The organism is Pseudomonas sp. R1-43-08, assembly GCF_003852255.1.
In the GTDB taxonomy this organism is placed as follows: Bacteria; Pseudomonadota; Gammaproteobacteria; order Pseudomonadales; family Pseudomonadaceae; genus Aquipseudomonas.
The window spans coordinates 970,296-991,382 of the sequence record NZ_CP027734.1 but is presented as its reverse complement, the minus strand read 5'-3'; the positions used below and the strand labels follow the sequence as shown (position 1 = coordinate 991,382).

The following is a 21,087-nucleotide window of genomic DNA, read 5'->3' as shown; positions in this document are numbered from 1 at the left end:
CGCTTTTCGCCTGCCGCTTTATGCACTGGCAACGAAGGAGAAGCTGTATGCAAGTCAACATCAGTGGACACCATGTAGAAGTCACCCCACCCATGCGCGAATACGTCGAACAGAAGCTGAAAAAGCTTGAAGGACATTTCGACAAGATCACCAACGTGCAGGTCATCATGAAGGTCGATAAGCTTCAGCAGAAAATTGAAGCGACCCTGCAGATACCCGGTGGCGAAGTGGTTGCTAACGCCGAGCATGAAGACATGTATGCATCGATCGACTTGCTCACCGACAAGCTTGACCGCCAACTCAAAAAGCATAAGGAAAAGAATCTGCACCTGATGCAAGGTACAGGTCGTTAACTCTCCCCCATGATCCGACTTGAAACCATCCTGACCCCCGGCCGTTCCCTCGTGAACGTGCCGGGCGGCAGCAAGAAAAAAGCCCTCGAACAAATTGCCAACCTGATCGCGCGCGAAGTGCCGGGTCTGGAGATGCAGGACGTGTTCGAGGCGCTGTTTGCCCGTGAAAAACTCGGTTCGACCGGTTTTGGTAACGGCATAGCCATTCCTCACTGCCGCCTCAAAGGCTGCGTCACGCCCGTCAGTGCCCTACTGCACTTGGAAAAACCCATCGATTTCGACGCCATCGACGGTGCCCCGGTTGATCTGCTGTTCGTCCTGCTGGTCCCGGAAGCCGCCACCGATGCGCACCTGGAACTGCTCCGGCAGATCGCCAGCATGCTCGACCGCAAGGAAGTACGCGATAAACTGCGCAGTGCCGAAAGTAATGAGGCGTTGTATCAGGTCGTCCTGGATGAGCAAAGCGGGCAATAATCATGCGTTTGATCATCGTCAGTGGCCGTTCCGGCTCGGGCAAGAGCACTGCCCTCAATGTGCTTGAAGACAGCGGCTTTTATTGCATCGACAACCTGCCCGCCGGCCTGCTGCCGGAATTGGCCGAGCGCGCCCTGATCCACACCGAACTGGCGCAACCGCTGGTCGCCGTGTCGATCGACGCCCGCAACCTGCCCAGCCATCTCTCGCGCTTCCCCGAACTGCTTGAAGAAGTGCGCGCCAAGCATATTCATTGCGACGTGCTGTACCTGGATGCCGACGAAGAAACCCTGCTCAAGCGTTTCTCCGAAACCCGTCGACGCCATCCGCTCAGCAGCGCCAACCGCTCGCTGGCGGAAGCCATCCAGGACGAGACCAAGCTGCTGGGGCCGATCATCGATCTGGCCGACCTCAAGATCAACACCACTAACCTGAACCTGTACCAGCTGCGCGATGCGATCAAACTGCGATTGCTGAACCAGCCGGAGCCTGGCACGGCGTTTCTGGTCGAGTCATTTGGTTTCAAGCGTGGCATGCCGGTGGACGCCGACCTGGTGTTCGACGTGCGCTGCCTGCCCAATCCTTATTGGAAGCCGGAATTACGCGATCAGTCCGGGCTCGATCAGCCCGTGATCGACTATCTGGCGGCACAAGCGGATGTGGAAGAGATGTTCCAGGACATCTCCACCTACCTGCTCAAATGGCTGCCGCGCTTTGCCGCAAGCAATCGCGCCTATGTCACCATTGCCATTGGCTGCACCGGTGGCCACCACCGCTCCGTCTACCTGACGGAGCGGCTCGGCCAGGTGCTGCAACAAACCCTCAAGAATGTCCAGGTTCGCCACCGCGACCTTAGCTGAAAGGAACACCACTGCGATGCCGGCTCGGGAAATTGAAATCATCAACAAGCTGGGTTTGCACGCCCGAGCCTCAGCCAAGTTTGTCGGCGTTGCCGGGCAGTTCCCCTGCCAGATACGCGCCGGGCGCACGCCAGAATCGATGGTCGACGGTAAAAGCATCATGGCGATGATGATGCTTGCCGCAGGCAAGGGCACCAAAATCCACCTGAAAACCGAGGGTGAGCAGGAGCACGAAGCGATGGAAGCATTGGTGGCGTTGATCAATAACTACTTTGATGAAGGCGAATAAGCTCTTCCCTCCATCAGAGTAAGCTTTACCCTAACGCCGTATCCATCACCATCATCAAGCAAAACCCGATGCACAACCCCAGGCTGGCGAGCTTATCGTGACCGTTTCGGCGCGACTCGGGGATGACCTCATGGGTCACCACCAACAGCATCGCGCCAGCAGCCAGCGCCAGCCCCAGGGGCAACAGCACTTCGGCAAGGCTCACCAGCCACGCGCACAGCACTGCGAAGACCGGTTCGACCAAACCTGACGCAGCGCCGATCAGGAACGCCTTGATCCGCGACATTCCCGCCCCAGCCAGTACCAGCGCGATCACCAGGCCTTCCGGTACGTCCTGCAGGGCAATGCCCATGGCGAGGCTGTCTGCATCCGCCATGCCGCCACCCGCAGAAACCCCCACGGCCATGCCTTCCGGAATGTTGTGGGCAATGATGGCAAACACAAACAGCCAGATGCGCGGCGGGATAACCGGCTTATCCGGCGTGCCCACCAGCATTTCCGGGCTGGCGCCGGAGACCTTGCGGTCCACGAGATAGAGCCCGAATGCACCCAGCATAATGCCGAAGCTGATCAAACCAGCCGCGCCCCAGGGTGACAATCCCAGGCTTTCAGCGGCGGCAATGCCCGGCACGACCAGCGAAAAGGCGGTCGCCGCCAGCATTACCCCCGCCCCAAACCCCAGCAAGGTATCGCTCAGCGCCGCTGGCATTCGGCGGATCACCAGCACCGGCACCGCGCCCAAGGCGGTGCCGAGTGCGCAGATCGCCCCGCCTTGCAAGGCGCGCAAGATGCGTGGCTCCAGGTCGAGCCAGGCCAGCCCATGGGCCACCAGCAATGCCGTACCGACTAATACAAGCAGGGAGCCTAACGCGTAGCGAAATAATCGCACGCTGCTAATCGCCAGTGTCTCAGTACCCATAGTCGGCCTTAGATCTTGTTATAGGGTGAATATCAGGCCAAAGCGTCCTGGTAGCGCACGGCAACCTCCGGCCAATTGATGACGCTATAGAATGCATTGATGTACTCCGGTCGTCGGTTTTGATACAGCAAGTAATAGGCGTGCTCCCAAACGTCCAAACCGAGGATCGGCGTGTTGCCGCTCATCAGCGGGCTGTCCTGGTTGCCGCTGCTTTCCACCACCAAGGTCTTTTGCGGGGTGACGCTCAACCAGGCCCAGCCGCTGCCGAAACGGGTCAACGCCGCTTTGGTAAAGGCCTCCTTGAAACTGTCGAAGCCACCCAGTTGCTCGTCGATCGCCTTGCCCAGTTCCCCCTCGGGTTTTCCGCCACCTGTGGGCGACATGACCGCCCAGAACAGCGAATGGTTGGCATGCCCGCCTCCTTGATTGACCACGGCAGCGCGTAATTGCTCCGGTAATTTTTCAACGCTGGAAACCAGCTTCTCCACCGGCCAGCCTGCGAACTCGGTGCCTTCGACGGCGGCATTAAGGTTATTGATGTAGGTTTGGTGATGCTTGGTGTAGTGAATTTCCATGGTTTGCGCATCGATATGGGGTTCGAGGGCGTCGTAGGCGTAAGGCAAAGCCGGCAGGGTGTAGGTCATATCAATGTGCTCCATAGTAAGAGGGGGTCGGTTGCGACGCGGCACCGCCCAGCAAGCGATGGGTGCGCGGGTACTCGCCGTGATCGCTGATGAAATTCAACAGTTCGACGTAGGTTTTGCTGCTCTGGCGCAACGCGGCCTCGCGCAACTGCGAACTGAGCCGCGCGTCCTGCATGGCCTGCAGTAGGCGCTGGTGAATGGCGCAGAGGTATTCCGCGCTTTCCTCAGGCTGGTTCAGGCGCAGGTGCAGGTCTGCCAGGTTGTGATGGGAAATGACGCAAGCCGCCACGGCTTCGTCGGCGTCCGCCCAGCGTTCGAACAACACCTGGGCGAGGGCCAGGGCTTGCAAGTAGGCCTCGCGGGCGTCTACCAGCTCGCCCGCCATAAAGCAGCGATTGGCCCGTTCGATCGTGCGTTTCCAGTGCTCCATGGTGAGCCTCCAAAGCAGGGTCGGTGATTACACGCCGCCGGCCGTGAGCTTTTCCGGGTCCAGCAGGACTTCCAGTTGGCTGCGCGGCAAGTCGGTGTGTTCGAGGGCGACATCGATCACCGGACGACCCTGCTGATAAGCCTGCTTGGCGATTTCAGCGGCCTTTTGGTAACCAATGATCGGATTGAGGGCAGTGACCAGAATCGGGTTGCGCGATAACGCCTCCTTGAGTTTGGCTTCGTTGACCTTGAAGCTGGCAATGGCCTTGTCCGCCAGCAAACGACTGGCGTTGGCCAGCAACTCCAGGCTACTGAGCAGGTTCTGGGCGATGATCGGCAGCATCACGTTCAGCTCGAAGTTGCCGGACTGGCCAGCGACAGTGATCACCGTGTCGTTGCCGATGACCTGGGCGGCCACCATGGCCGTGGCTTCCGGAATCACAGGATTGACCTTGCCCGGCATGATCGACGACCCCGGCTGCAGACCTTCCAGCTCGATTTCGCCGAGGCCGGCCAACGGGCCGGAGTTCATCCAGCGCAGGTCATTGGCGATCTTCATCAGCGATACTGCAGTGGCTTTCAACTGGCCGGAGACGGCAACGGCGGTGTCCTGGGAGCCAATCAACGCAAACAGGTTCTTGCCCGGCGTGAACGTCACCTGGGTCAGGTGGCTCAGGTGCTGGCTGAAGCGTGCGGCAAACTCAGGGTGCGCGTTGATGCCAGTGCCCACCGCCGTGCCACCCTGGGCCAGCGCCTGCAGCGCCGGCAGCAGGTCTTGCAGGTGGCCGACATTGGCCTTGAGCTGCTGCGCCCAGCCATTGAGCACCTGGCTCATGCGCACCGGCATGGCATCCATCAAGTGGGTACGGCCGGTCTTGATAAACGGGTGGACCGCTTCGGCCTTTTGCTCGATCACCTGCACCAGGTGCAGCAAGGCCGGCAGTGTTTGCTCGTGCAGCACCAGCGCGGCGCTGACATGAATGGTGGTCGGGATGATGTCGTTGCTGCTTTGTCCGCAGTTGACGTGGTCATTGGGGTTTACCACCTCGCCCAGCAAGCGGCTGGCCAGGGTCGCAATCACTTCGTTGGCATTCATGTTGGAGCTTGTGCCGGAGCCGGTCTGGAAGATATCCACCGGAAAGTGCTGCATGTAGTCGCCTTCCAGCAAGCCTTGGGCCGCGTCGACAATGGCCTTGCCCTGCCCTTCGCTGATTTGCTTGAGGTCGACGTTGGCCCTGGCGGCAGCGGCCTTGGCCAGGATAAGCGCGCGAATGAACTGCGCTGGCATGCGTTGATGGCTGACCGGAAAGTTGTTCACCGCGCGCTGGGTTTGCGCACCGTACAAGGCCTCGGCGGGGACTTGCAGTTCGCCCATGCTGTCGCGTTCGATACGGGTGTTACTCATCATCAGATCCTTGCACCAAGTCGGCGTGAGAGAGGGATGGCAGCAATTGGCATGTCGCCAATTGCCAGGCGAAGGCCTGCCAGCGCTTGAGGCGGCAGGCACAGTGGGAGAGTTTTTCCAGGTCACGCAGGGGGCGCCAGGCCTGGTCCAGGCACGAGGAGCGCCAATGCCAGGGCAGCGCGACATCATTGGCGGTGTCGATGAGCAATCGAAATGACGTTTCAGCGATCGTCCACGGGTGGGTCGCGGTGCAACACGCCAGATAGCGCCCCTCATTGAGGTAATGTTCGATCAGGCGAGGCTCATTGGGGTCGAGCCCGCAGCGAATCTGACGACTCATCCACCGCCAACTTTCCAGGTACGGGTCCTCATGCAAGACAGAACTCATGATCCACACTCATCCAGTAATGATATTCATTATTAAATGATATTAAGAATCAAAACAACAACAGCAGATTAATCCTGTCCGCCAGCGGCACAAAAAAAAGGCGCGCCATCATCGATATGGCGCGCCTTTTTGCTGAAGCGTCGCAGGTCAGCTACCGGCGACTGTCATCCGTTCGATCAACACGGAGCCCGTGCGGATATTGCTGCGCAATTCCAGATCGTTACCCACGGCCACGATCTGCTTGAACATATCGCGCATGTTGCCGGCGATCGTCACTTCTTGAACGGCGAACTGAATCTCACCGTTTTCCACCCAGAACCCCGCCGCGCCACGGGAATAGTCACCCGTCACCATGTTCAGCCCTTGGCCCATCAATTCGGTCACCAGCAGGCCGCGCCCCATGCGACGTAACAGCGCCGCCTGGTCTTCATCGCCATGGGTCACGAACAGGTTGTGAACCCCGCCGGAGTTGGCGGTGCTTGGCAGGCCAAGCTTGCGTCCAGCGTAGGTGCCCAATACATAAGACACCAACTCGCCCTTCTCAACGAACGGCTTGGCATACGTGGCCAGGCCGTCGCCGTCGAACGAGGCGCTGCCCATGGCGCGCATCAGGTGCGGGCGCTCATCAATGGTCAGCCACTCCGGGAACAGCTTCTGGCCGATTGCGCCTTCAAGGAATGAAGATTTGCGATACAGGTTGCCGCCGGAAATCGCCCCAAGAAAACTACCGAACAAACCACCGGCCAATTCTGCGGAAAACAGTACCGGCACTTCACACGTAGGCACCGGGCGTGCGCCCAAGCGACTGGCTGCACGCTGCGCCGCACGCTGACCAATGCTTACCGGGTCGGCCAGCAACTCGCCTTGGCGGTTCACGTCATACCAGTAATCACGCTGCATCTGGCCGCCGGCTTCGGCGATCATGACGCAACTCAGACTGTGACGCGTGGACGCATAGCCACCGATAAAACCATGGCTGTTACCGTAGACACGGCAGCCCTGATGCGTACTCAGGGTGGTGCCGTCGGCGTTCTTGATACGCGCATCGGCGTCGAACGCCGCGGCTTCGCAGGTCAGCGCCTGTTCGATGGCTTGCTCAGGCGTGATATCCCAGGCGTGGAACAGGTCGAAATCCTGCAGGTCCTTGGCCATCAGCGCTTTGTCGGCCAAGCCTGAACTTTCATCCTCGGAGGTGTGCTTGGCGATTGCCAACGCGGCGGCAACGGTCTCGCGGATCGCCTCCGGGCCACTGGCCGAGGTGCTGGCCGAACCTTTGCGCTGGCCCACATACAAGGTAATCCCAAACCCTTGGTCGCGATTGAATTCTACGGTCTCCACTTCCCGCTGACGCACCGAAGTCGACAGCCCCTGCTCCAGCGACACTGCTACCTCACAGGCGCTGGCCCCCTGGCGCTTGGCTTCGGCAAGGATCTGCTCGACTTGTTCCTGCAGTGCCGGTAACGCTTGCGGACCGACGCTTTGGGCTGCACTCATGGTTTTCTCCACTCAAATTCTGCTCTCGGTTAAGGCCATCGAGCGACCGGGCCGGACAAGCGGCCCCCGACTGGTTATCATGGCGGCGTTTCTTTGCGGACTGCCACCATGGTTGATTCTTACGACGACTCCCTCGATGGGGAGAAAAGCAAAACCCAGGTCAAACGTGAGCTGCATGCTCTGGTTGACCTTGGCGAGCGCCTTACGACGCTCAAAAAGGACTTGATTGCAAAACTGCCACTGACCGACGAAATGCGTCGGGCCTTGGCCGATGCGCCTAAGCACACCGCGAATATCGCGCGCAAACGGCACATCATGTTTATCGGCAAGCTGATGCGCGATCAGGATACTGACGCCATTCTGGCCTTGCTCGATCAAACCGATGCCTCCACTCGCCAGTACAACGAACGCTTCCATAACCTGGAGCGTTGGCGTGACCGCCTGATCGAGGGCGATGACGCCGTGCTGGAGAAATTCGTATTGGACTATCCGGAAGCGGACCGCCAGCAATTGCGCTCCCTGATCCGTCAAGCCCAACATGAAACGGCGCATAACAAGGCGCCGGCCACCAGCCGTAAAATCTTCAAATACATCCGTGAGCTGGACGAGACTCAACGCGGCCTGCGCTGATCCTCTTCCCCGGGTGGCGACCTTCGCCACCCGAAGCTTGCGGGCTTACGAGCCCGTGCCACCCACGGTGATCGCATCAATTTTCAAGGTTGGCTGGCCCACGCCCACCGGCACCGACTGCCCATCCTTCCCGCACGTGCCCACGCCGCTGTCCAGGGACAGATCGTTACCGACCATCGACACCTTGCTCATGGCCTCCGGCCCATTACCAATCAACGTCGCACCCTTGACCGGCGCGGTAATCTTGCCGTCTTCGATCAAGTACGCCTCGCTGGTGGAAAACACAAACTTGCCGCTGGTGATATCCACCTGCCCACCGCCGAGGTTGGCGCAGTAGATGCCGCGCTTCACGGAAGCAATGATTTCTGCCGGATCGCTTTGGCCACCGAGCATGTAGGTGTTGGTCATGCGTGGCATAGGCAGGTGGGCATAGGATTCGCGGCGACCGTTGCCGGTGCGCGCCACGCCCATCAGGCGGGCGTTGAGCTTGTCTTGCATATAGCCCTTGAGTACGCCGTTTTCGATCAGGGTGGTGCACTCCGTGGGCGTGCCCTCGTCATCCACACTCAACGAACCCCGGCGACCGGCCAAGGTGCCGTCATCGACAATGGTGCACAGCTTGGAGGCGACCATCTCGCCCATGCGCCCGCTGTAGGCGGAGCTGCCCTTTCGGTTGAAGTCGCCTTCCAGCCCATGGCCCACGGCTTCGTGCAGCAACACACCGGACCAACCCGAGCCCAGCACCACCGGCAAGGTACCGGCCGGCGCCGGAATCGCTTCCAGGTTGACCAGCGCCTGGCGCAAGGCTTCACGGGCATAACCCATGGCGCGGTCTTCGGCGAGGAAATAACGGTAGTCGGTACGCCCGCCACCGCCATGGCCGCCGCGCTCGCGGCGGCCGTTCTGCTCGACGATCACACTCACGTTGAAACGCACCAGTGGCCGCACATCTGCCGCCAGCCCGCCGTCGGTAGACGCGACGAGGATGCGCTCCCACACGCCGGCCATGCTCACGGTGACCTGCTGGATGCGCGGGTCCAGGGCGCGGGTCGCCGCGTCCACACGCTTGAGCAACTCGACCTTCTCCGCGCGGCTGATCACTTCCAACGGATTATCCGGCGCATACAACTGCGCCACGTCCTGGGTGCTGAACGCCTGCACCGTGCCGTTCTGGCCTGCGCGGGAAATCGAACGGGCCGCACGCGCAGCCAGGCCCAGGGCCTCCAACGTAATGGCGTTGCTGTAGGCAAAACCGGTTTTTTCTCCGGATTGCGCGCGAACGCCTACACCCTGGTCAAGGTTGAAACTGCCTTCCTTGACGATGCCGTCTTCCAACGCCCAGGACTCGGAAATCTGCCCCTGGAAATACAGGTCGGCCGCGTCGATCCCGGGTCCGGCCAGATCGCCCAGCACGGTTTGCAGACTTTCGATGGTCACGCCACCGGGTGCCAGGAGATGTTCACTGACTGAGGACAACAACTCGCTCATAGGTTTGGCCTTAAATTCATCGTTCTGAAGCAGGTCGCTGTGCGCCCTGCGAGAAAAAGCGCCGGTGATTGACCACCGGCATGCGCGCCCGTATCGACGCCTGTTCTTTGCTGTCGCGTTCGGCCACCAACACCGCTTCGCCTTGATCCTGTTGGGCCAACACCCGCCCCCAGGGGTCGATAATTGCCGCGTGCCCGTGGGTTTCCCGTGGCCCCGGGTGCACACCGCCCTGGGCAGCCGCCAGCAGGTAACACTGGGTTTCGATGGCCCGTGCACGAATCAGCACATCCCAATGCGCCGCCCCGGTCACCGCCGTAAACGCCGAGGGCGCGCTGATCAACTCAGCCCCCGCCGCGCGCAGCTCACTGTACAGCTCGGGGAAGCGCAGGTCATAGCACACCGTCAGCCCCAAGCGCCCCACCGGCGTATCCGCCACCACCACGTTGCTTCCGAAAGCATAGTCGTCGGATTCGCGATAACGACCCCGGGCATCCGCCACATCCACATCGAACAAATGCAGCTTGTCGTAGCGAGCGACGATTTCACCGCGGTCATCGATCAACAGCGAACAGGCGTTAGGCTTGGCGTTCGGTTGGTCCTTGGGTGGCAACGGTAGTGTGCCGGCCACTATCCATAAGGTGAGGTCGCGGGCGGCCTGTTTCAACCATGGCAGGATCGGGCCTTCACCCAGGGCCTCGGCCCGACCGATGTCAGCCATGTCACGGCGGCCCATGGCGGCGAAGTTTTCCGGCAGTACCGCAAGCCTGGCGCCATCCGCCGCCGCGCGTTCCAGCAGGCGGCGTGCCTGGGCCAGGTTCGCCAGCACATCACTCTGGCTGACCATTTGAATTACCGCAAAGGACATGGGCCGACACTCCGTAAAGGGCATGGGACCATGCTACTCCACAGCCTCTCAGTTTGGCTTTTCAAATGGCTTGTCGAAGGTGATTTTCGGGTCTTTCCACGGGCCTTGCACGGTGTACTGCACGCTGGCGAAGCGCGATACCCGGTCACCGATCAGCTTGTCGATCAGGAACAATGCGCCGCCAATGGCCGGCGCGCCGACAATCAATGCCGCGATGGGCAGGTTGTTGGTGACCGGCAGCGTCACCAGCAACTTGGCATCGACGCGATCCGCCACCAGATCCAGGGTGCCGTTCAGCTCAAGGTTGGTGGACGGCCCGGTCATGGTGATGGGCTCACGGGTCACGAACACGCCGTTACTGGCTGCGAGCAAGCCCTTGACCCGGTCATAGCTCAGGCCCTTGCCGAGCAAGTCGGAAAAATCCAGGCGCAAACGGCGGCCGATGGAGTTGAAGTTAAGCAGGCCGAACACCCGCAATGCCTGGGCACCACCTTCCACTTCCACGAACTGGCCTTTACGGAACGCTGCGTCCAGGCTACCGGAGAACCGCTTGGGCCCGACCCACGCGGGCGAACCGGGCCAACGGCCATCCACGTCCAGGTGGAAGTCCTCGCTGGTCACCGTAGGCGCAAAGCCCCAGCCTTTGAGCACGTCGGCAATGTTCTTGCCGTCCAATCGCCCCTTGTACCAACTGCTGCTGGCCCCTGGCGCGCCTTCCCAACCACCGGCGCCGTTGAGTTGCATGCCCTTGAGGCCCAGGTCCAGGCTGTTGAAGGCCAGGCCCTTGGCGGTCGGCCGGACTTTCAGCGACCACGCGCCCACCAGGTCCGGGCCCTGGAAGAGTTGATCGATGGCGATATCCAATGCCGGAATATCCTTGGGATCGATATCGGCCAACGGGTCCGGCGCATTCTCGTCTGCCTGTACGGTGGGGTCGACCGCAGGCAGCTTCACGTACTGCAGATTGATTGCGATAGGTGCGCCCTTGGCGTCCGGCAGGTTGACCGTGCCCTTGGCTTGCTGGCTGTCGAACTGCAGGCCCCAGGCCACGGGCTTGCGATCCAGCTGCAGTTTGACCTGGTCGAACTGAGTACCGAAACCGGTCAGCTTGCCTACCTTGAAATCAGCGCCACTGAGCAGCTGCTTGGCATTGCCGCCCGGATCGTTACCGGCGTAGCGGTTGGCGAGTTGTTTCCACGGGTCGATGTCCAGTTCGGAGAGCACCCCGCGAATGCGCAAGCCCTTCGCGCCGGGCAACACTGCGTCGCCATCGCCAAGGAACAATTCGCCGCGGCCCTCATTGAAGTTGTCCGGCGGCGCCGCAAACGTGAAGTTCGCCAGCTCACCGTAATCAAACCAGTAACGCCGCTCAGCACCCTGCAAGGTCATGCGGAACGTGCTGTCACGGCCCTGGCTCGCCGGCATGCCAAACGGCGCCGGCAGGTCTACCGCGACGCCCTTGAGATTGGAGTTGACCATCAACTGACTGTCCACGCCATCCAGGATCACTTGCAACTGGTACGGAATATCGCCGGACACCGGCAGCGGCTGGCTGATTTTCAACCAGTCGGTGAGCCGCTTGACCGTCACCTGCCCCTTGGCGATAACGCGGGTGTTGATATTGCCGGGTGTGCCCTCGGCAAAAATCTGCGCGGTGATCGGACGGTCGAACGCCTGGGCCGAAATATTCTGGCCGCTCAGGCCCTTGGCGCTGTCGAAACGGAAGTCACCCTTGAGCTGGGTCAGGTCCAGGGTAGGTTCCGCCAGTTGCAGGCGCGCTTTATCGGTCTTGAAGTCGACCACGATCTTAGGCTCGGTGCCTTTGGCCAGAGGCACGTCCAGGTCCAGACTGCCTTGCAGGTTGCCCTCGCCCTTCCAGCCCGCAAAGGTGGATGCGGTGCCGATGGGGGCTTCCTGGAGGATTTTCAAACCGTCGCCCAAACCACCGGAAAATCCGCCGGTGAGCAGCAGGTGGCTGTCCTTGCCGGCCGGCGCGTGAGGGATATTGACGTAGACGTCCTTGACCTGGGTATCGAGCAGTTGGCCCTTGCTGGCCAGGATACGCACGCCGCTTTCCTCGACGAACACCTCACCATTGACCTTGTTCACATGGGGCCAACCCGGCTGGAAGGCCAGCTCGGCATCATGCACCTTGAAGAACAGGCTGATATTGCGCGAAGCCGGCACCGCGTTATGGCTCAAGGAGCCCTGGTACTGGAAAAAACCTTCGTCTACCGCGCCTTTTAGGATCGCCGTGCGCAACCATTCATCCAGCGCCGGGCTCAGCACTGCCGGTAAATATTTGGGGGTAAAACGACCATCGCCATCGACCATGCCGACCCGCAGGTCCATGTAGTCCTCCTGGCTATGGTCGAAATGCAGGCGAATCAGGAAATCCGCGGCGACCTTGCCTTCCTCGCCCAACACCTTGATATACGGCGCGATCAGGGTGAAGCCCTGCTTGTCCAACGTCCAGGTCAGGCGCGCATTGGCCTGAATGTATTGCCATGGCTTGGCGAAGATCGGGAACAGGTGCAGGGAGAAGTCCTTGCTGTCCATGCGCAATTCGCCATGGCCCAGGTCGCCGCTGATGCTGCCGGACACGTTGCGCGCAGCCGGCGCGCCGAAGTACGCGTCAAAACCGACACGCTCGAGGTTGGCGGCAAAACTGACTTTTTGATCGGTGGTGTCCTGGGGGCGAAAGTCCACCAGCACATTGCGCAACAAGCCGGTGGCTTTCAGGTGCTCGACAGCCTTAGCGAACCCTTCCGGCAGCGGCGCCAGGGCATTGAGTAATGGCGTAATGGGGGTCAGGTCGAGCCGATCGGCCTGAAGCTTCCACACTTCCTGGGCGTCATCGGTGGCCAGACTCTGCTGCAGTTGCATGCGCGATTCCCAACGGGTTTCGCCGATGTTCATCGCCAGCGAATCCAACAGCACCTTGAGGCCGCTGTCGCTGCGTTGCACATACGCGGTCAGGGCCAGGTTTTCGATATGCACCGGCTGGCGCTCGGCGTAGCTGCCCTTTACCTGCGGCGAATTGAGGCGCACCACCGCGCTTTGCACGGTGCCGTTGGCCCAGTTGAGCCAGAACTCACCGCCGGCCTTGAGCTGGGTGAGCTTCCATTGTTGGGTCAGCCGGGACGGAATCCACTTGGCCCAGTCGCTTTGAGGCAGGCTCAGGTAGGCCTCGACCTCGGCGTCTTTCCATTGGCTGGCGCGTACGCGGCTGCGCAGGCTCAGGGCGAGCGGTTGGCCGTCGGGTAACGTCAGGCGCGCGTCCAGGCGTTGCCGGGCCATACCGGTGTGCAGGCTCAGGCCCACATACGTCACGGTTACCGGCGCCCGGTCGAACGGTTGCAAGGTCACCTGGCTGTCGAGCACCGAGACGCGCTTGACCATTTGCATACGGGTGAGCAGTTGTTGCGGGTCCAGTGACGGGCTGTCCTGTAACGGCAAGCCCTGCAGCGTCCAGCGACCGTCCTGGTCTTCCTTGACGCTCAACTGCACGGCGCTGACTTGCAGATGGGCGATGCGCACTTCACGGGCCATCAGGCTGGCCCAGAGGTCGGGCACCACCTCGACCTGGTCCAGGCGCAACGCACTGCTGCCCTCGCCGACCATCACGTCGTGGGCCAGCAATACCGGCGCAAAGCCACTCCAACGGCCTTCGAGGCTACCGATATGTACCGGCATCTGCACCGCAGCCTGGGCCTTGGTTTCGACTTCAGCGCGGTATTCGGCCACCAGCGGGGTCAATTCACGCCCCAGGCTCACGTACACCGCAGCCAATACCAGCAGCAAGGCACACAGGCCCAGCCCCCAACGGGTCAAAGCGGCAAAAAAGCGTATCAGACGCTCCATGTCAGGCGACCCTCAAAGCGGTAGTCGGACGACAGATCATTGCCTGTCGGTCTCGGAAAAGAAAAACGAATGGGGATCAGAGCAGCACCACGTCGTATTGTTCCTGGGAATACATGGTTTCGACCTGAAAACGAATAGTGCGCCCGATAAACCCCTCCAGTTCGGCGACGTTGCCCGACTCTTCGTCGAGCAGGCGGTCGACCACTTTCTGGTTGGCGAGCACTCTATAACCTTCGGCCTGATAGGCGCGTGCCTCCCGTAGGATTTCACGGAAAATTTCGTAGCAGACCGTTTCCGGGGTTTTCAATTTACCCCGGCCCTGGCAACTGCTGCAGGGTTCGCACAGCACTTGCTCGAGGCTCTCGCGGGTGCGCTTGCGGGTCATCTGCACCAGGCCCAGCTCAGTGATGCCGATGATGTTGGTCTTGGCGTGGTCGCGTTCCAGCTGTTTTTCGAGGGTGCGCAGTACCTGGCGCTGGTGCTCTGCGTCTTCCATGTCGATGAAGTCGATGATGATGATGCCGCCCAGGTTACGCAGGCGCAGTTGGCGCGCAATCGCCGTGGCAGCTTCGAGGTTGGTCTTGAAGATGGTCTCTTCGAGGTTGCGGTGCCCCACGAACGCGCCCGTGTTGACGTCAATGGTGGTCATGGCTTCTGCCGGGTCCACCACCAGGTAGCCACCGGACTTGAGCGGGACCTTGCGCTCCAGGGCTTTCTGGATTTCGTCTTCGACGCCATACAGGTCGAAGATCGGCCGCTCGCCCGGATAGTGCTCGAGGCGGTCGGCAATTTCCGGCATCAGCTCGGCGACAAATTGCGTGGTGCGCTGGAAGGTTTCCCGCGAGTCGATGCGGATTTTCTCAATTTTCGGGCTGACCAGATCGCGCAAGGTACGCAACGCCAGGCCGAGGTCTTCATAGATGACGCTTGGCGCGCCAATGGTCTGAATCTGCGCCGCGATCTGGTCCCACAGACGCCGCAGGTAGCGGATATCCATCAGGATTTCATCGGCGCCCGCACCCTCGGCGGCGGTGCGCAGGATAAAACCACCGGCTTCCTTGATGCCCTCGGCGGCTACACAGTCGCTGACCACCTTCTTCAAGCGCTCGCGTTCGGCCTCATCCTCGATCTTGAGGGAAATACCGACATGGGCCGTGCGCGGCATATACACCAGGTACCGCGACGGAATCGACAGTTGGGTAGTCAGCCGGGCGCCCTTGGAACCGATGGGGTCCTTGGTGACCTGCACCACCAGGCTCTGCCCTTCGTGCACCAGAGCGCTGATGCTTTCCACCGCCGGGCCTTCACGCAGCGAGATTTCCGAAGCATGGATGAAGGCGGCGCGGTCCAGGCCGATGTCGACGAACGCCGCCTGCATGCCCGGCAATACGCGCACCACCTTGCCTTTATAGATGTTGCCGACGATCCCGCGCTTCTGGGTGCGCTCCACATGCACTTCTTGCAGAACACCGTTCTCTACCACCGCCACGCGCGATTCCATCGGCGTGATATTGATCAGAATCTCTTCACTCATGGCTGGGTCTCGTTCAGGCGTTTTCACAATAGTGACCGATCGCTTATGGCTTGGCGCGCAAGTAGAGGCGTTCAGCGCGCGGTAAGGTTTTGCCAACAGGGTATGCCGAATTGGCCGAGCAGTTGCGCGGTTTCGCACACCGGCAGGCCGACCACGGCGGAATAGCTGCCATTGAGTCCGCTCACGAACACCGAGCCCAGCCCCTGGATAGCATAGCCGCCGGCTTTGTCCTGGGGTTCGCCACTGTGCCAGTAGGTCGTAGCCTCCTGGGCGGAAATCTCACGAAACTCCACGCGGCTGCTTACACAGCGGGTTTCACAGCGCTGGCCGTCGGTAACGGCGATGGCCGTGAGGACTTCATGCTCACGCCCTGCCAACGCCATCAACATCGCCAAGGCATCGGCCTGATCCACCGGTTTGCCAAGAATCTTGCCATCCACGATCACAGCGGTATCGGCACCCAACACGCAGATGCCTGCGCTGTGCTCGAGCGCAGCCAGACCCGCCGCTGCCTTGCTTCGAGCCAGGCGCTCGACATAGGCGACGGGGGTTTCGTCAATAAGAGGCGTTTCATCGATGGCGGCGCTGACCACGGTGAAAGGCACACCGATCTGGGTCAACAACTCACGTCGCCGCGGGGAGCCCGAGGCCAGATAAAGCACATTCATTGCAGACTCTCCCTGTAGGGTTCGGTAACCAGGCAGAGCCTCGCAATCCGTCAATTGATTTTGTAGCGACGACGTAGCCCGCGCAGGCCAAAGCTGACCCAAGGCCACAGCAGTGCACTGACCAGGGCCGGCAATACCAGCGCGAGAGTAGGCTGGCGATTGCCGGTCAGGGCGCTCAGCCAGAGCTGAACCAACTGCGCCAGGCCGAAGATCACCAGGATCACCAGGCACTGCTGCCACATCGGGAACATGCGCAAGCGCTGCTGCAACGACAGCACCAGGAAGGTAATCAGGGTGAGGATCAACGCGTTCTGGCCGAGCAAGGTGCCATAGAGCACATCCTCCGCCAAGCCCAGGCACATCGCCGTGACCATGCCCACCTTGTGCGGCAGGTTCAACGACCAGAACGCCAGCAGCAGCGCCAGCCACAGCGGGCGCAGGATTTCCATGAATTGTGGCAGCGGTGAAACGCTGAGCAACAGGCCGATGGCGAAGGTCAGCCAGACAATCCAGCCGTTGCGCGAATGAGTACTGGCCATTATTCCTCCCTCTGCCGCGTGGTGGCCGGGGCGGTTGTCGCAGGCCTGGCGGCAGGCGCGGTGGTCGCCGCCGGTTTCGCCGGACGTGCGCTGTGTGCAGCCGGCTTGGCCGGTGTGGCAACAGGCGCTGCGGTTGCGGGTACGACCGCAGGCGCCGGTGGCCCCACGAACGCCGGTTTCGGCACGGTGGCGGGAATCACAGGCGCGGTGCCGTTCTGCTTGTCTTCCGCTTCCTGGGCCTGCGCGGCGTCATTGGCGCGCTCTTCCGGGGTGCGGTTATCGCTGAACACCAGCAGCAGATAGCGGCTGCGGTTCAGCGCGGCGGTCGGTACGGCACGCACAATGGCAAACGGCTGGCCGGAATCGTGGATGACCTCCTTGACCGTCGCCACCGGGTAGCCCGCCGGGAAACGCTGACCCAGGCCGGAGCTGACCAGCAGGTCGCCTTCCTTGATGTCGGCGGTATCGGCCACGTGCCGCAACTCCAGGCGTTCCGGGTTACCGGTGCCGCTGGCAATCGCGCGCAAACCGTTGCGATTGACCTGCACCGGAATGCTGTGAGTGGTGTCGGTCAGCAGCAAGACGCGCGAGGTGTAGGGCATCAATTCAACCACCTGGCCCATCAGGCCACGGGCATCGAGCACCGGCTGGCCGAGGACCACGCCGTCGCGCTCACCCTTGTTGATGATGATGCGATGGGTAAAGGGGTTGGGGTCCATGCCGATCAACTCGGCCACTTCGACCTTTTCGTTGACCAATGCCGAAGAGTTGAGCAACTCGCGCAGCCGCACGTTCTGCTCGGTAAGGGCCGCGAGCTTTTGCATGCGACCCTGCAACAGCAGGTTTTCGGTCTTGAGTTTTTCGTTCTCGGCAATCAGCTCGGTGCGACTGCCGAATTGGCTGGCCACGCCCTGGTAGAGACGTTGCGGCAGGTCGGTGATCCAGTAAGTCTGCATCAACACCAGCGACATCTGGCTACGCACAGGCTTGAGCAGCGCAAAACGGGCGTCGACCACCATCAGCGCGACCGAAAGCACGGTCAGCACCAACAAGCGCACGCCCAATGAGGGGCCTTTGGCGAAGAGCGGTTTAATAGGCCGCTCCTCCCAGGCAAATGTTCTCTTTATTCATACGGCATCAAACCGGCCTGGATGCAGATTGAAGAAGATAAACGCCAGCAGGCAGCACTGCAAAGTGCTGCCTGCCGGCCGAGCATGAACCATCCAGGCAAGCTTATTCGCTGGAGAGCAGGTCCATGGTGTGTTTATCCATCATTTCCAGTGCACGACCACCGCCACGCGCCACGCAGGTCAGCGGGTCTTCGGCGACGATCACCGGCAGGCCGGTTTCCTGGGCCAGCAACTTGTCGAGGTCGCGCAGCAAGGCGCCACCACCGGTCAGTACCAGGCCACGCTCGGCGATATCGGAAGCCAGCTCCGGCGGCGACTGCTCCAGGGCGCTCTTCACCGCCTGAACGATGGTGGCCAGGGACTCTTGCAGAGCCTCCAGCACTTCATTGGAGTTCAGGGTGAACGCACGTGGCACGCCTTCGGCCAGGTTGCGGCCGCGAACATCGACTTCGCGAACTTCGCCGCCCGGGTAAGCGGTGCCGATTTCCTGCTTGATGCGCTCGGCGGTGGATTCGCCGATCAGGCTGCCGTAGTTACGACGCACATAGGTGATGATCGCTTCGTCGAAGCGGTCGCCGCCGACACGCACGGATTCGGCATACACCACACCGTTCAGGGAAATCAGGGCGATCTCGGTGGTACCACCACCGATATCCACCACCATCGAACCGCGGGCTTCTTCAACCGGCAGGCCGGCGCCGATTGCGGCGGCCATCGGCTCTTCGATCAGGAACACCTCGCGGGCACCGGCACCCAGGGCCGATTCACGGATGGCACGACGCTCCACCTGGGTGGATTTGCACGGGACGCAGATCAGCACACGAGGGCTGGGCTGCAGGAAACTGTTTTCGTGAACCTTGTTGATGAAGTACTGCAGCATCTTCTCGCAGACACTGAAGTCGGCGATCACGCCGTCTTTCATCGGACGAATGGCAGCAATATTGCCTGGTGTTCGGCCGAGCATCCGCTTGGCCTCGGTGCCAACGGCAACGACACTTTTCTGATTACCATGGGTCCGAATGGCCACAACCGATGGCTCATTCAGGACGATACCGCGCTCGCGCACGTAAATAAGGGTGTTGGCAGTGCCCAGGTCAATGGAAAGATCGCTGGAAAACATGCCACGCAGTTTCTTGAACATGGGAAAGGGACCCTAGGCAACGCGTGGGTAAAAAAGTGCGGCAAACTCTAACAACGACAGGGATTTTGGGCAAGGCGCCAATGTGCTAAATTGGCCGACTTTCTGTGCACCAACCCCCACAATCGCGGCCTTATGACCGTAGAAATGCGGTAGTGTTCCGACAATCTAACACACGGACGCCTTCCGTTCTGTTTTCCACTGGAGAATCCCATGGCGCTTGAACGCTCCGACGTGGAAAAAATCGCGCATCTGGCCTCGCTTGGCCTCAATGACGCCGATCTTCCACAGACCACCGCAGCCCTGAACAGCATTCTCGGGCTGGTTGACCAAATGCAGGCCGTCGACACCGACGGCATCGAGCCCCTGGCTCACCCGCTGGAAGCCAGTCAGCGCCTGCGCGCAGACGTCGTGACCGAGCGCAATAACCGCGAGGCCTACCAGTCCATCGCGCCAGCGGTCGAAAACGGCCTGTACCTGGTTCCGAAAGTCATCGACTAAAGGGAAAGAGCCTTTCATGCATCACATGACTCTGGCCGAGATCGCCCGCGGTCTCGCCGACAAAACGTTTTCTTCCGAAGAGCTGACCAAGACCCTGCTGGCGCGCATCGCCGCGCTGGACCCCAAGGTCAACAGCTTCATCAGCCTCACCGAAGAGCTGGCCCTGAGCCAGGCCAAGGCCGCCGACGTGCGTCGCGCCAACGGTGAGAACGGCGCGCTGCTGGGCGCCCCGATCGCCCACAAGGACCTGTTCTGCACCCAGGGCATTCGCACCAGTTGCGGCTCGAAGATGCTCGACAACTTCAAGGCGCCCTACGACGCCACCGTAGTGTCCAAGCTGGCCGCCGCCGGGGCCGTGACCCTGGGCAAGACCAACATGGACGAATTCGCCATGGGTTCGGCCAACGAGTCGAGCTACTACGGCGCGGTGAAAAACCCGTGGAACCTGGACCACGTACCCGGCGGTTCGTCCGGTGGCTCGGCCGCCGCCGTTGCCGCGCGCTTCCTGCCGGCCGCCACGGCCACCGACACCGGCGGCTCGATCCGCCAACCGGCAGCCTTCACCAACCTCACCGGTTTGAAGCCGACGTACGGTCGCGTGTCCCGCTGGGGCATGATCGCCTACGCTTCAAGCCTGGATCAGGGCGGCCCTCTGGCCCGCACGGCTGAAGACTGCGCAATATTGTTACAAGGTATGGCCGGCTTCGATAAACAGGACTCCACCAGCATCGATGAGCCGGTGCCGGACTACAGCGCCAGCCTGAATACGTCGCTCAAGGGCCTGCGCATCGGCGTGCCGAAGGAATACTTCAGCGCCGGTCTCGACCCACGTATCGCCGACTTGGTGCACAACAGCATCAAGGAGCTGGAAAAGCTCGGCGCCGTGATCAAGGACATCAGCCTGCCGAACAACCAGCACGCGATTCCTGCCTACTACGTGATCGCCCCGGCTGAAGCGTCCTCCAACCTGTCGCGTTTCGACGGTGTGCGCTTCGGCTATCGCTGCGAAAACCCGAAAGACCTCACCGACCTGTACAAGCGCTCCCGTGGCGAAGGCTTCGGCGTGGAAGTACAACGCCGGATCATGGTCGGTGCCTACGCCCTGTCGGCTGGCTACTACGACGCGTACTACCTCAAGGCGCAGAAGATCCGCCGCCTGATCAAGAACGACTTCATGGCCGCCTTTGAAGAAGTCGACGTGATCCTCGGCCCAACCACGCCGAACCCGGCCTGGAAGATCGGCGCCAAGACCGGCGACCCGATCGCCGAGTACCTGGAAGACCTCTACACCATCACCGCCAACCTCGCGGGCTTGCCGGGCTTGTCCATGCCCGCCGGTTTCGTCGATGGCCTGCCGGTCGGCGTGCAATTGCTCGCCCCGTATTTCCAGGAAGGCCGCCTGCTCAATGTGGCGCACCAGTACCAGTTGAACACCGACTGGCACACCCGCACCCCTACCGGCTTCTGAGGAGAAC

At 61.2% G+C, this 21,087-nt stretch carries 21 protein-coding genes; 7 read left to right on the top strand and 14 right to left on the bottom strand.

From position 1 onward, the window contains the following. Positions 1-47 precede the first annotated feature (47 nt). Genes hpf through C4J87_RS04335 form a run of 4 tightly spaced genes read left to right on the top strand, consistent with a single transcriptional unit; the run spans position 48 to position 1,976 of the window. Positions 48-353, top strand: coding sequence for a ribosome hibernation-promoting factor, HPF/YfiA family (gene hpf / locus C4J87_RS04350; RefSeq protein ID WP_057724572.1), 306 nt, complete (start codon positions 48-50; stop codon positions 351-353). Positions 354-362: 9 nt separating this feature from the next. Next, a complete protein-coding gene (gene ptsN / locus C4J87_RS04345; RefSeq protein ID WP_124365842.1) occupies positions 363-827 on the top strand; it encodes a PTS IIA-like nitrogen regulatory protein PtsN in 465 nt (154 codons plus the stop codon). A gap of 2 nt (positions 828-829) precedes the next feature. Then, a complete protein-coding gene (gene rapZ / locus C4J87_RS04340; protein WP_124361313.1) occupies positions 830-1,687 on the top strand; it encodes an RNase adapter RapZ in 858 nt (285 codons plus the stop codon). A gap of 16 nt (positions 1,688-1,703) precedes the next feature. Next, the gene (locus C4J87_RS04335) at positions 1,704-1,976 is read left to right on the top strand and encodes an HPr family phosphocarrier protein (RefSeq protein ID WP_124365841.1); all 273 of its coding nucleotides are present in this window, start codon (positions 1,704-1,706) and stop codon (positions 1,974-1,976) included. 25 nt (positions 1,977-2,001) lie between these two features. Here C4J87_RS04335 and C4J87_RS04330 read toward each other — a convergent pair whose 3' ends face one another. From C4J87_RS04330 to pmbA, 6 genes are all read right to left on the bottom strand, one after another. Next, positions 2,002-2,895 (bottom strand): ZIP family metal transporter, encoded by an 894-nt coding sequence (locus C4J87_RS04330; protein ID WP_124365840.1) that lies wholly within the window; start codon positions 2,893-2,895, stop codon positions 2,002-2,004. Between the two features lie 32 nt (positions 2,896-2,927). Next, positions 2,928-3,539 (bottom strand): superoxide dismutase, encoded by a 612-nt coding sequence (locus C4J87_RS04325; RefSeq protein WP_124365839.1) that lies wholly within the window; start codon positions 3,537-3,539, stop codon positions 2,928-2,930. Position 3,540: 1 nt separating this feature from the next. Beyond that, the gene (locus tag C4J87_RS04320; protein WP_124365838.1) at positions 3,541-3,969 is read right to left on the bottom strand and encodes a hypothetical protein; all 429 of its coding nucleotides are present in this window, start codon (positions 3,967-3,969) and stop codon (positions 3,541-3,543) included. A 27-nt stretch (positions 3,970-3,996) separates the two neighbouring features. Beyond that, positions 3,997-5,373 (bottom strand): lyase family protein, encoded by a 1,377-nt coding sequence (locus C4J87_RS04315; RefSeq protein ID WP_124365837.1) that lies wholly within the window; start codon positions 5,371-5,373, stop codon positions 3,997-3,999. After that, the gene (locus tag C4J87_RS04310; RefSeq protein ID WP_124365836.1) at positions 5,366-5,761 is read right to left on the bottom strand and encodes a FagA protein; all 396 of its coding nucleotides are present in this window, start codon (positions 5,759-5,761) and stop codon (positions 5,366-5,368) included. Before C4J87_RS04310 ends, C4J87_RS04315 begins: the two co-directional genes overlap by 8 nt. A 147-nt stretch (positions 5,762-5,908) precedes the next feature. Next, positions 5,909-7,255 (bottom strand): metalloprotease PmbA, encoded by a 1,347-nt coding sequence (gene pmbA / locus C4J87_RS04305; RefSeq protein WP_124365835.1) that lies wholly within the window; start codon positions 7,253-7,255, stop codon positions 5,909-5,911. 108 nt (positions 7,256-7,363) lie between these two features. On the opposite strand from pmbA, the gene yjgA reads away from it, so the two are divergent. After that, positions 7,364-7,885: a ribosome biogenesis factor YjgA gene (yjgA, locus tag C4J87_RS04300; RefSeq protein ID WP_124365834.1), complete on the top strand. Its 522-nt coding sequence runs from the start codon at positions 7,364-7,366 to the stop codon at positions 7,883-7,885. A 45-nt stretch (positions 7,886-7,930) separates the two neighbouring features. On the opposite strand, the gene tldD is transcribed toward yjgA, so the two are convergent. The 8 genes from tldD to mreB all read right to left on the bottom strand — a co-directional run bounded on the left by tldD (position 7,931) and on the right by mreB (position 19,114). Beyond that, complete coding sequence (gene tldD, locus C4J87_RS04295; RefSeq protein ID WP_124361304.1) at positions 7,931-9,373, bottom strand: metalloprotease TldD; 1,443 nt, start codon at positions 9,371-9,373, stop codon at positions 7,931-7,933. Positions 9,374-9,389: 16 nt separating this feature from the next. Then, a complete protein-coding gene (locus tag C4J87_RS04290) occupies positions 9,390-10,238 on the bottom strand; it encodes a carbon-nitrogen hydrolase family protein (RefSeq protein WP_124365833.1) in 849 nt (282 codons plus the stop codon). Positions 10,239-10,286: 48 nt separating this feature from the next. Then, positions 10,287-14,102, bottom strand: a complete 3,816-nt coding sequence (locus C4J87_RS04285) for a YhdP family protein (RefSeq protein ID WP_124365832.1) — start codon at positions 14,100-14,102, stop codon at positions 10,287-10,289. A gap of 76 nt (positions 14,103-14,178) precedes the next feature. After that, positions 14,179-15,636: a ribonuclease G gene (rng, locus tag C4J87_RS04280; protein ID WP_124361301.1), complete on the bottom strand. Its 1,458-nt coding sequence runs from the start codon at positions 15,634-15,636 to the stop codon at positions 14,179-14,181. Positions 15,637-15,707: 71 nt separating this feature from the next. Continuing rightward, positions 15,708-16,304 (bottom strand): nucleoside triphosphate pyrophosphatase, encoded by a 597-nt coding sequence (locus C4J87_RS04275; RefSeq protein ID WP_124365831.1) that lies wholly within the window; start codon positions 16,302-16,304, stop codon positions 15,708-15,710. Between the two features lie 50 nt (positions 16,305-16,354). After that, a complete protein-coding gene (gene mreD / locus C4J87_RS04270) occupies positions 16,355-16,843 on the bottom strand; it encodes a rod shape-determining protein MreD (RefSeq protein ID WP_124361299.1) in 489 nt (162 codons plus the stop codon). Continuing rightward, complete coding sequence (gene mreC, locus C4J87_RS04265; RefSeq protein ID WP_124365830.1) at positions 16,843-17,937, bottom strand: rod shape-determining protein MreC; 1,095 nt, start codon at positions 17,935-17,937, stop codon at positions 16,843-16,845. Before mreC ends, mreD begins: the two co-directional genes overlap by 1 nt. Before the next feature lie 139 nt (positions 17,938-18,076). After that, on the bottom strand, positions 18,077-19,114 hold the full coding sequence (mreB, locus tag C4J87_RS04260; RefSeq protein WP_002555108.1) for a rod shape-determining protein MreB: 1,038 nt from the start codon (positions 19,112-19,114) through the stop codon (positions 18,077-18,079). A gap of 210 nt (positions 19,115-19,324) precedes the next feature. Between mreB and gatC the strand changes: the two genes are divergently transcribed. Together gatC and gatA are read left to right on the top strand one after the other, a co-directional pair. Beyond that, positions 19,325-19,612 carry an Asp-tRNA(Asn)/Glu-tRNA(Gln) amidotransferase subunit GatC gene (gene gatC / locus C4J87_RS04255; protein WP_005784804.1) on the top strand — a complete coding sequence of 96 codons (288 nt, stop codon included), beginning with the start codon at positions 19,325-19,327 and terminating at the stop codon, positions 19,610-19,612. A 16-nt stretch (positions 19,613-19,628) separates the two neighbouring features. Continuing rightward, positions 19,629-21,080 (top strand): Asp-tRNA(Asn)/Glu-tRNA(Gln) amidotransferase subunit GatA, encoded by a 1,452-nt coding sequence (gene gatA, locus C4J87_RS04250; protein WP_124365829.1) that lies wholly within the window; start codon positions 19,629-19,631, stop codon positions 21,078-21,080. Positions 21,081-21,087: the final 7 nt, after the last annotated feature.

Bases quoted from the DNA above. Each gene is read 5' to 3' on its own strand.
- hpf (WP_057724572.1), top strand. From the start codon at position 48: ATGCAAGTCAACATCAGTGGACACCATGTAGAAGTCACCCCACCCATG.
- ptsN (WP_124365842.1), top strand. From the start codon at position 363: ATGATCCGACTTGAAACCATCCTGACCCCCGGCCGTTCCCTCGTGAAC.
- rapZ (WP_124361313.1), top strand. From the start codon at position 830: ATGCGTTTGATCATCGTCAGTGGCCGTTCCGGCTCGGGCAAGAGCACT.
- C4J87_RS04335 (WP_124365841.1), top strand. From the start codon at position 1,704: ATGCCGGCTCGGGAAATTGAAATCATCAACAAGCTGGGTTTGCACGCC.
- C4J87_RS04330 (WP_124365840.1), bottom strand. From the start codon at position 2,895: ATGGGTACTGAGACACTGGCGATTAGCAGCGTGCGATTATTTCGCTAC.
- C4J87_RS04325 (WP_124365839.1), bottom strand. From the start codon at position 3,539: ATGACCTACACCCTGCCGGCTTTGCCTTACGCCTACGACGCCCTCGAA.
- C4J87_RS04320 (WP_124365838.1), bottom strand. From the start codon at position 3,969: ATGGAGCACTGGAAACGCACGATCGAACGGGCCAATCGCTGCTTTATG.
- C4J87_RS04315 (WP_124365837.1), bottom strand. From the start codon at position 5,373: ATGAGTAACACCCGTATCGAACGCGACAGCATGGGCGAACTGCAAGTC.
- C4J87_RS04310 (WP_124365836.1), bottom strand. From the start codon at position 5,761: ATGAGTTCTGTCTTGCATGAGGACCCGTACCTGGAAAGTTGGCGGTGG.
- pmbA (WP_124365835.1), bottom strand. From the start codon at position 7,255: ATGAGTGCAGCCCAAAGCGTCGGTCCGCAAGCGTTACCGGCACTGCAG.
- yjgA (WP_124365834.1), top strand. From the start codon at position 7,364: ATGGTTGATTCTTACGACGACTCCCTCGATGGGGAGAAAAGCAAAACC.
- tldD (WP_124361304.1), bottom strand. From the start codon at position 9,373: ATGAGCGAGTTGTTGTCCTCAGTCAGTGAACATCTCCTGGCACCCGGT.
- C4J87_RS04290 (WP_124365833.1), bottom strand. From the start codon at position 10,238: ATGTCCTTTGCGGTAATTCAAATGGTCAGCCAGAGTGATGTGCTGGCG.
- C4J87_RS04285 (WP_124365832.1), bottom strand. From the start codon at position 14,102: ATGGAGCGTCTGATACGCTTTTTTGCCGCTTTGACCCGTTGGGGGCTG.
- rng (WP_124361301.1), bottom strand. From the start codon at position 15,636: ATGAGTGAAGAGATTCTGATCAATATCACGCCGATGGAATCGCGCGTG.
- C4J87_RS04275 (WP_124365831.1), bottom strand. From the start codon at position 16,304: ATGAATGTGCTTTATCTGGCCTCGGGCTCCCCGCGGCGACGTGAGTTG.
- mreD (WP_124361299.1), bottom strand. From the start codon at position 16,843: ATGGCCAGTACTCATTCGCGCAACGGCTGGATTGTCTGGCTGACCTTC.
- mreB (WP_002555108.1), bottom strand. From the start codon at position 19,114: ATGTTCAAGAAACTGCGTGGCATGTTTTCCAGCGATCTTTCCATTGAC.
- gatC (WP_005784804.1), top strand. From the start codon at position 19,325: ATGGCGCTTGAACGCTCCGACGTGGAAAAAATCGCGCATCTGGCCTCG.
- gatA (WP_124365829.1), top strand. From the start codon at position 19,629: ATGCATCACATGACTCTGGCCGAGATCGCCCGCGGTCTCGCCGACAAA.